This window comes from Martelella sp. K41-7 (genome assembly GCF_055808365.1).
The window spans coordinates 3,813,852-3,822,500 of sequence record NZ_CM147867.1; the positions used below are offsets into that span (position 1 = coordinate 3,813,852).

General features: G+C 63.0%; 8 protein-coding genes (1 of these 8 cut by a window edge). 3 read left to right on the plus strand and 5 right to left on the minus strand.

Features of this window, described 5'->3' with window-relative positions:
- Position 1: 1 nt before the first annotated feature.
- Genes AC0L7L_RS18110 through AC0L7L_RS18120 form a run of 3 tightly spaced genes read right to left on the minus strand, consistent with a single transcriptional unit; the run spans position 2 to position 2,836 of the window.
- Positions 2-802, minus strand: coding sequence for an FMN-binding protein (locus AC0L7L_RS18110; protein WP_473510501.1), 801 nt, complete (start codon positions 800-802; stop codon positions 2-4).
- Entirely contained in the window at positions 795-1,571 is a 777-nt protein-coding gene (locus AC0L7L_RS18115) for an RnfABCDGE type electron transport complex subunit D (protein ID WP_473510503.1), read from the minus strand. Before AC0L7L_RS18115 ends, AC0L7L_RS18110 begins: the two co-directional genes overlap by 8 nt.
- Complete coding sequence (locus tag AC0L7L_RS18120) at positions 1,568-2,836, minus strand: Na(+)-translocating NADH-quinone reductase subunit A (protein WP_473510505.1); 1,269 nt, start codon at positions 2,834-2,836, stop codon at positions 1,568-1,570. The genes AC0L7L_RS18115 and AC0L7L_RS18120 overlap by 4 nt, the downstream gene beginning before the upstream one ends.
- Positions 2,837-2,963: 127 nt before the next feature.
- Here AC0L7L_RS18120 and AC0L7L_RS18125 point away from each other — a divergent pair, with 127 nt between their 5' ends.
- The 3 genes from AC0L7L_RS18125 (at position 2,964) to AC0L7L_RS18135 (ending at position 6,214) form a co-directional block, all read left to right on the plus strand.
- Positions 2,964-4,142 (plus strand): cytochrome c3 family protein, encoded by a 1,179-nt coding sequence (locus AC0L7L_RS18125; protein ID WP_473510508.1) that lies wholly within the window; start codon positions 2,964-2,966, stop codon positions 4,140-4,142.
- 151 nt (positions 4,143-4,293) lie between these two features.
- Positions 4,294-4,827, plus strand: coding sequence for a gluconokinase (locus tag AC0L7L_RS18130; protein WP_473510510.1), 534 nt, complete (start codon positions 4,294-4,296; stop codon positions 4,825-4,827).
- Between the two features lie 121 nt (positions 4,828-4,948).
- Positions 4,949-6,214 (plus strand): MFS transporter, encoded by a 1,266-nt coding sequence (locus tag AC0L7L_RS18135; protein WP_272213477.1) that lies wholly within the window; start codon positions 4,949-4,951, stop codon positions 6,212-6,214.
- Here the strand turns inward: AC0L7L_RS18135 and AC0L7L_RS18140 are convergent.
- Entirely contained in the window at positions 6,205-7,512 is a 1,308-nt protein-coding gene (locus AC0L7L_RS18140; protein ID WP_272213478.1) for an ActS/PrrB/RegB family redox-sensitive histidine kinase, read from the minus strand. The genes AC0L7L_RS18135 and AC0L7L_RS18140 overlap by 10 nt on opposite strands.
- 105 nt (positions 7,513-7,617) lie before the next feature.
- Positions 7,618-8,649 carry the 3' end of an ATP-dependent helicase HrpB gene (hrpB, locus tag AC0L7L_RS18145; RefSeq protein WP_473510512.1) on the minus strand. 1,425 nt of this gene lie beyond the right edge of the window, so the window shows 1,032 of its 2,457 coding nt (coding positions 1,426-2,457); its start codon lies off the right edge, out of view; its stop codon occupies positions 7,618-7,620.

Here is an 8,649-nt window from a genome sequence, read left to right on the forward strand (position 1 = left end):
ATCAGAACTCCCCGCGCTGAACGGCGTCGATCAGCGGGCCGTAACCTTCCGGCCCGCCCCAGAACCGCATGATCTTGGTAAAGGCATTGCCGGTGCGGGTGGCCCCGGTGATGCCGTCGACCTCGTAATCATTGCCGGCAGCCCCCTTGGCAACGGCAAAGCGGACAGTGCCGGACGCATCGGCAAGCTCGGTGCCGGGGAATTGCGCCAGCCATGCCGGTTCCTCGATGCGGCCGCCAAGGCCGGGTGTTTCTGCCTGATTGGTAATCGCCACCCCGGCAATGGTGTTCATGTCACCGCGCAGCGCCACGATCGCATCGATTTCGGCCTGATAACCCGGGCCGCTAACCGGCAGCAGTGCCAGCGAGATATCGCCGTTTTCGTTCCTCAGCAGATAGATCTGGGTGTAGTTCGGCCGCCTTCCGATGCCGGCGGTATCTTCGGCCGGTGAAAGCGTTGTCCAGTTCGCCGCATCATCGAGTGCCGCGGGCAGGGTTTCGGGCGTCACGTTCTGCGCGGCTTCGCCCTTGGGCAGATTGATCACGACGGTGGACAGCGAACCGCCGGGCTCCTCGAGGATCTCGGACATGCCGGGGATACCGGCGACCAGCGCTTCCAGCCGGGCCTGTTCTTCCGCTGCGCGATTTGCCGTTTGAATCGGTCGCAGGATGACGGTGGCGCCACTGACCATCAGGGCGCAGATGGCGGAGACGAGAAAGGCGACAATGACGGTCTTGGTCCGGTTTTCATTGGGCAGCGCCAGAAACCGGCGCCATGCCGAGATCGGGTTGAGGTCAGCCATGACGTCTTCTCCTTTGAGCAAGCCACAGCGCAATGGCGGCTTCGTCCAGCAACGGGGCTGCAAGCGAGGTCAAAAGCGCTGCCGAAACCGCAAGCTGTACGGATGCGGCGGTTTGCCAGCCGAGTGTGAACAGGATGATCAGTGCGCCGAAAAAGGCGCCGTTGAGCCAGCCGCCGAGTTTGGTCGAGGCGCTCGCCACGGGGTCTGCGACCAAAAGCACCAGCACCACGGCGATTGCTGGAAGCGCAGGCTCGACCGGCACCCCGACCAGATGCGCGCCGCCGATGACAATGACTGCGCCTGCGATCACGCGGGCCGGCATCACACCGAAAAACGCGCCGAGAAGGGCCGCCGGAATGGCCGCCCATGCCAGCGGCAGCGGCAGTTCCGGCCAGGGGGCGGTGACAAAGCCGAAGCCGAGAAAGGCAAGCGTCACGGTCGCCGGGTTCAGCACATTGCGGCCCCAGCCGCCGAACACCAGTTCTGCCATCACCGAGCCAAAGCTGATGCCGAGAACAAGCTGCACGATGCTAAGGTCCTCAGGCGCCAGCATGGCCACTGCAAGCGCCGTCAGCGCGCCGGCAAATGAGGGTGGCTGCGCGCGCGCCAGCATGAAGATCAGATGCCACAGACCGGAAATGATCAGCGCCAGCACCAGAACACCGGCGGCATCGAGCCCGCCATACCAGAGCCACGTCAGCGCCAGCGGCATCACCGAGATCAAAAGGAGAAGGGCTACCGTTTCGCGATCCCACAATCCGTGGTTCATGCCGGGGCCTCCTCTTTTTCTATGGCGTTCAACAGCCCGCGCAGCTGCGCAGCAAGCGATGGCTCTGATGAGGTCACATAATCGACCAGTGCCAGGTCTTCCTCCAGCAGCGAAAGTGCACCGAGACGGGCTGCCGCTTCCTGGTCTCCGGATGAAAGCGCGCGCATCAGGGCTGCTGCCGGAATATCGCCGCCGAAGGATTGCGCAAGGGCTGCCGTCGGAATGATCGGCAGCGGCCGGGCGGCCCGGGTCAAGGCGGCGGAAAACCAGTGGCGGCGTCTTTTACCGGAACCAGGTGTAACAATGCTTGCCTGCCGGTCACGGTGGCCGAGCCAGTGCGCCGGCCTGCCGTCGAGCACGGAACCGGCCAGCACCTGATAGGGCCCCGGCTGCACATGGCCGTGACAAAGGCCACGCAGATCTGCACCGGGCTGACAGCGAAGGAGCCTTGGCGCGCGCATGGCCGAGCCGGTGACGGTGACGAGCCGCGTTTCTGGCAAGAGGCCAGAGGCGAGGAGGTCGCCGAGATCGGCAACGTCCTCTGCATGAATGTCCCAGACGCGGGCGTCGATTTCAGCCGGCGCATGGTGGTGGATCTGGATGCCGGCCAGTCCCTGCGGATGCAGTGAACCGCAGGTGATGCGCCGCACCCTAGCCGAATTGTCGAGATTGAGCGCCACGCCGCTGGCCTCGCACAGGAAAACAGCGCCTTCGGCCAGCAGGTTGAGTGCGGCAAGACCGCGCGAGAGTGCATCCTCGCGACCCGAAAGCGCCGTCATCGGATCGGGGGCATCCGGTCTCGAATCGGTCGCCATCACGAAAATCGCAGCGGGGAGGTCGGCTGGAGCGGGCATATGCCCGAAGGGTCGGCTGCGGAAAAGCCGCCAGAGGCCGGCCGCCTGCATCAGCGCCCGCAATGCTGTCGCGTCGCCCTCCGCGTCTGCCACCGTAAAGGTGTGCCGGTCGCCGCTGTCTTCGCGGAAAAGCAGCATCTGGATCAGCCGGCGGCCGGGATTGAGCTCGATCGCGGCCACCCGCGCGGCCATCGGCGCGACAAGCCGGATATCGGGTGCGGCGCGCAGCGAAAGCAGCGGTTCGCCCTGCGCGACGAGCGCGTCAACCTCGACCAGCGGCACGACCCTCAGCTCCTCCCCGGCGGCGGGAACAAGCGCTGCCTCCTCGGTCAGAAGCGTTTCGGCTGCATGGTCATCGTTCAATGAAGGGCCGGTCGGCACGGACAGACCGGCAGAAAAAAGGCGGTCCAAAAAAACACTCCCAAGACTTATCGCATCAAACAATACGGTCTATCCGACATTTGAATTGCCGGAACGGACCGAATTGTTTAGCATACGTTAAGAACAGACTATGAATTTTCAGCGGGGGTGAAAAGCCATGTCTAATGAAGTGAACCGTTTTTCTCAAATTTTCATGGCTGTTGTTGCAGCAGTATTGACATTTGTCAATTCTACGGCGGTTTCGGCGCAGGATAACAGCGAGGGTGAAACCGCCGTCGAGGCGCTGGAACTGTTCGTCATGCCGCAGTCCGGGCCTTTCCGTCCGGACCAGATTTCAATCCCGCAGCAGAAGATGATCGAGGCCTGGGCGCGCTCTGCGCATGCCGATGCCTCGGCGGAAGCCTTTACCCATTGGGACGACGACGGCGAGGTGCCTGCAAGCTGTTCCACCTGTCACTCCGGTGCGGGCTTCCGCGCCTTCCACGGGCTGGACGGCAGCGAGCCGGGTGTGGCGGCGGCTGTCCCCGTTGGCGGCGTCGTAGATTGCGAGACCTGCCACAATCCCGGCCTTTCCGAAATTACCGCGATCACGCTGCCAAGCGGGATCGAGCACCCGGTCAAGCCCGGTGTCGAGGCGGCCTGTCTCACCTGTCATGCCGGTCGTGAGGCCGGGGTGAGTGTGACCAATGCTGTGGGCGACAAGGCTGCAGACACGCCGGACCCCGAAATCGGCTTCATCAACCCGCATTATGCACTTGCCGGTGCTGTGCGCCTTGGTGCTGCTGGCGCGGGCGGCTTCGAATATCCCGACAAGGCCTATTCGGGCCGGTTCTTCCATGCCCGTCCGGTGGCGGATTGTGCCTCCTGCCACAATCCGCATACGTTGACAGTTGCCGAAGAGACCTGTCTCACCTGTCACGAGACCGGCAATTTCGACGCAATCCGGATTTCCCGCGTCAGCTATGACGGCAGCGGCGACCTTTCCAAGGGCATCCGCTCCGACATCTCCAACAATGCAGCCCTGCTGATGGAGATGATCCGGGATTATGCGGCCAATGTCGCTGAAACGCCGATCGTCTTCGAACCGCATTACCCCTATTTCTTCGTCGATGCCGATCAGGATGGCCGGGCCGACGCGGTCGACGGCAAGACGGTGCGTTATAATGCCTGGACACCGCGCAGCCTGAAGGCGGCTTACAACTGGAAATTCGTGACGGCCGATCCGGGTGCCTTTGCACATAATCCGCAATATGCGCTGGAACTGCTCTACGATTCGATCCAGGACCTTTCCGGCCCGCTTGAAGTGGACGTCACTTCGCTTGGCATCCAGCGTTAAACGCAGCAATTTCAGAATGTCCCGCCGGGTCTTTCCGTCCGACGGGACATTCTGTCCCGTTGCGGTTGGCGGACCGGTCATGCTAACGCGGGAACATCATATGGCGGGCGATGCCTGTCGATCTTTCCTGCCGGACCGGATGAACCAATCAATGAACACGAACAAGGCCGAAGCCGCTCTGCCGCGCGCCATCATCGTCATGGGTGTGAGCGGATGCGGCAAATCCTCGATTGCGCGGCTTCTGGCCGAACGCCTCGGTTATGAGCATGTGGAGGGAGACGACCTGCATCCGGCATCCAATGTCGAGAAGATGAGCGCCGGAATCCCGCTTGAGGATGGAGATCGCTGGCCCTGGCTTGACCTTGTGGGCGCCGAGCTTGCCCGCGCGCAAACGGCGGGTGTGGTGGTCACCTGTTCGGCTCTGAAAAAGGTCTATCGTGACCGGCTGCGCGCCACCGCCGGCGGACAGCTGGCCTTCGTGTTCCTGAACGGCAGCGAGGCTCTGCTTGCCAGGCGTATTGGCGCGCGGGCCGGTCATTTCATGCCGACCTCGCTGTTGCAAAGCCAGCTGTTAACCCTTGAAGACCCGACAGGCGAGGCCGGTGTGGTCACGGTTGACATCGACAATGTCCCCGACGCGATCGCAGATAATGCGCTTGCCGGTCTGAAGGCCGCCTTTGCCTGATCCGCGGCACCCTGTGCAAGCGATAGCGCGCTAAACCACTGTTTCGGGTTGCCAACAGGCTTGCCTTTCGCCTGCCGTTCCGCCAACGTTTCCTCCGACGAACCGAGCGGAGGGTGACAACATGGCGGTGACTTCAGGCGAGCGCAATCGGGCGCTGTTTCTGGGCAGTATGGGCGGCGGTCTGGAATTTTACGATTTTGTGATCTACGCCTCGTTTGCATCGCAGATCGCCAAGACCTTCTTTCCGGCAGAAACTGCGGCGACCGGCCTGCTTGCCACCTTCGCGGTTTTTGCTGCTGGCTATCTGGTCCGGCCGCTCGGCGGCATTCTGTTTTCCCATTTCGGCGACAGGCACGGCCGTAAGATGATGCTCCGGATCTCGATTGCCGGCATGGCGGGGGCCACCTTCCTGATCGCCTTCATGCCCGGCTACGCGACCTGGGGTATTTCGGCAACCGTCGCGCTGGTGGTGCTGCGCATGGTGCAGGGGCTTTGCCTTGGCGGTGAAATTCCCGGCGCGATGACGCTGATTACCGAAACCATGCCGAAGCGGCGCGGCCTTGCCTGCGGCTTCCTGTTCATGATCATCAATGTCGGCATGCTGGCGGCGCAGGCCGTGCAATGGGCGATCGAACATCTGCTGAGTGATGCTGCCGTGCTGTCTTATGGCTGGCGTATCGGCTTTTTCGTCGGCGGTCTTGTCGCCATTGTCGGTTTCTTCCTGCGGGCCCGCCTTTCCGAAAGCCCGGCATTCGCCGAGATGGAAGCTTCAGCCCACAAGGTGCCGCTGGCAGCGCTGTTCCGCGACAATGCCCGCGCCGTCTGGCTTGGCCTGTTCATCACCGGGCTTGGCGCCGCCGCCGTGCCGCTGTTGTACCTCTATATGAACAGCTATCTGACCGATTTCCTGCATTACGACCCCGATCAGGTGGCAACCGCCTTGCTCATCGGCATCATTGTGTTTTCGCTGCCGATGCCCGTTGCCGGCGCCATCGCCGATTTTATCGGCATCAAGGTCCCGGCCTTTGTCGCCACGCTGCTGCTCGCGATTGCGGCGATCCCGGTCTATGTCTGGATCCATGAAGGCGTATCGTCGCTGATCCCGGCTATGATCGTGATCTCGCTGATCGCCGCCTTTGCCTGGGGTGTGGGGCCGGTACTGCTGACGGCGATCTTCCCGACCGATGTGCGCTATACCGGCGTCGCCTTCGTCTATAATATCGGCTTTGCGATTATCGGCGGACTGACACCGCTTGTGGCGACCTTCATCATTCAGCAGACGGGCTTCACACTGGCGCCAGGCTTTCTGCTGGCGCTGTTTGCAGCCATGGCCACGGTTGCGATCTTCCTCACCCAGGTGATCCCGGCTGAGAAGTCTCAGCTCTGATCGGGCGCGTCGTCTTCCATTCGCCAGCGCGGCCAGGTGACGGTGATACGCGCGCCGCCGGCATTTTCGAAGGTCAGCCGCGCGCCGGATCGCTCCAGCAGCGTCTTGGCGATGAAAAGCCCGAGACCAAGTCCTCCGGCCCGGCTGTCAGCGGGGTCCTTCGGCCTGTCTGACACGAACGGATCCCCGATGCGCGGCAGAATGTCCGGTGTGTAGCCTTCGCCATCATCGACGACGGTGATCGTCACGCGGGTTTCGCTGTATTGCGCCTCGACCTCCACCTTGCGACGGGCATGCTCGACCGCGTTTTCAACGATATTGCCAAGACCGTAGATGATGCCGGGGTTGCGCGCGCCCACAGGTTCGCCGCCGGTATCGCCGGAAACCCTGATCTTGATTTCAGCCACGAAGGGCCGGTGCGGCGCAACGACTTCCTCGATCAGCGAGGTCAGCGGCAAAAGCCGCATATGGGCCTCATCCTCCTTGGAAAGCGAGGTGAGGCGGCCGAGGATGCCCCGGCAGCGCTGGCTCTGGCTGACGAGCAGTTGCACGTCCTCGCCGTGTTCCGGATCGTCACCGAGCGCGCGCGCCATTTCCTTGGCCACCACCGAAATCGTGGCAAGCGGCGTGCCGAGTTCATGCGCGGCAGCCGCCGCCAGCCCGTCGAGCTGGGACAGATGCTGTTCGCGCTGCAGTACCAGCTCGGTTGCCGCCAGCGCATCTGAAATCTGCTGGGCCTCGAGCGTGATGCGCTGGGCATAAAAAGCGGCAAACCCCAGCATCGAGATGATCGCGATCCAGATCCCGAATTTCAGGATCGGCTCGATTTCGAGAATAATGCCGTCATGCCAGGGCAGGGGAAACGGGGTGAGCGCCAGCGCCGAGACGCCGGAAACCGCGAAAGCCAGAAGAGCAAAGGCATAGTGCAGCGGCAAGGCGGCGAACGAGATGATTACCGGCACGCAGATCAGCGGCGCAAACGGATTGGCAAGTCCGCCGGTCAGATAGAGCAGCGCGGTGAGCTGCAGAAGGTCGAAGCCGATCAGCGCAAAGGCAATCCTTGGACTGACGCGCTGGGTCGCCGGAAAGCGCAGGCTCAGCACAAGATTGCCGAGCGCAAGTGCACCGATCAGCGCAAGCACGGGAATGATCGGCATCGGAAAGTCGAGCCCGAACGTCACCGTCAGCGCCGTTGCCGCCTGGCCGGCCACCGCCAGCCATCTCAGCCGCACCAGTGTCTGCAGGCGCAGATTGCCACGGCGTTCATGGCCAACCATGTCGCGGACCGGGGTGTTCATGGATCGCTCTCCCAGAAGTCGTGTTGCGGCGGTTCGAGAAGACAGCCGCCATGGCAGGGGAGCAGAAAACCGACGGGACGCGCCATCATTCTTGCCTCTTCTTCGTCATTGACCGCGCGGCTTTGCCCGCCGCGTCGCGTCCGCATTGACCGGGTCTTCGGGCCACAGATGTTTCGGATAGCGCCCGCGCATGTCGGCCCGCACATCCTTCCATGATCCCACCCAGAAGCCCGGCAGATCGCGTGTTGTCTGGATCGGACGCCCGGCCGGAGAGGTCAGCTCCAGCAGCAGCGGCACCCCGCCGGCAATCACCGGATGGTTCTTCAGCCCGTATAGCATCTGCACCCGGATGGACAGAACCGGTTCGTCACTGTCATAGCGGATCGGCATGCGATCGCCGGTGGGGGCGGTAAAATGCGTTGGCGCCAGCCGGTCGAGATCGCCGGCAAGCGGATAGGGGATAAGGGCCTTGAGGCCCTGCATCAGACTGTTGGCACTGACGGAGGAAAGCGCGGTTACGCCGGTCTGAAACGGCGTGAACCAGACATCAAGGCTTTCAAGAAGGCCATCATCGCTGACATCGGGCCAGGGATCGCCAAGCTTTCGGTTGAGAAAGCCGATCCGTTCGACAAGACGCGCCGCTTCCTTCGGAAAGGACAGATGCGAGAGCCCGAAGCTACGCAAGCCCTCGGCAAGGGCTTCGGCCGCCGTTTCACCGGACGGTTTCGCGCCCTGCCGTTCGAAAAGCACCAGCGCATCAAGACGGGTCACGCTGCGGGCGCGAACCGAAAGGCTCTGCCGGTCGAAGACGCACTCATCGCGGCTTTCGATTGCGCCAGCGCGCGCCGTGAGAATTGTTTCACGTGAGACAGGGCAGGCGGCAAGAATGCGTCCGCGCGCGGCCGAGCCTGTCAGATCGGCGATCACGAGGAAATCATGGGTCGCCAGCGGGTCGTCTTCGTTAAGCTCGGCCCCGCGCCCGTTTGCCATCAGATAACGGCCCCGCCCGCCCCGCGCCATTGCGATCCGGTCCGGAAAGGCCCGGATCAGCGCTTCGCCGGGATCAAACAGGCCGCCGGTTCTGCCGCCACCCGCCGTTCTGGCGATACGCCCGGCAAGCCCGCGTGCGGCTTCAGC

Excerpts from the sequence above, each read along its gene's own strand:
- AC0L7L_RS18140 (WP_272213478.1), bottom strand. The coding sequence starts at position 7,512 with ATGAACACCCCGGTCCGCGACATGGTTGGCCATGAACGCCGTGGCAAT.
- AC0L7L_RS18110 (WP_473510501.1), bottom strand. The coding sequence starts at position 802 with ATGGCTGACCTCAACCCGATCTCGGCATGGCGCCGGTTTCTGGCGCTG.
- AC0L7L_RS18125 (WP_473510508.1), top strand. The coding sequence starts at position 2,964 with ATGTCTAATGAAGTGAACCGTTTTTCTCAAATTTTCATGGCTGTTGTT.
- AC0L7L_RS18135 (WP_272213477.1), top strand. The coding sequence starts at position 4,949 with ATGGCGGTGACTTCAGGCGAGCGCAATCGGGCGCTGTTTCTGGGCAGT.
- AC0L7L_RS18130 (WP_473510510.1), top strand. The coding sequence starts at position 4,294 with ATGAACACGAACAAGGCCGAAGCCGCTCTGCCGCGCGCCATCATCGTC.
- AC0L7L_RS18115 (WP_473510503.1), bottom strand. The coding sequence starts at position 1,571 with ATGAACCACGGATTGTGGGATCGCGAAACGGTAGCCCTTCTCCTTTTG.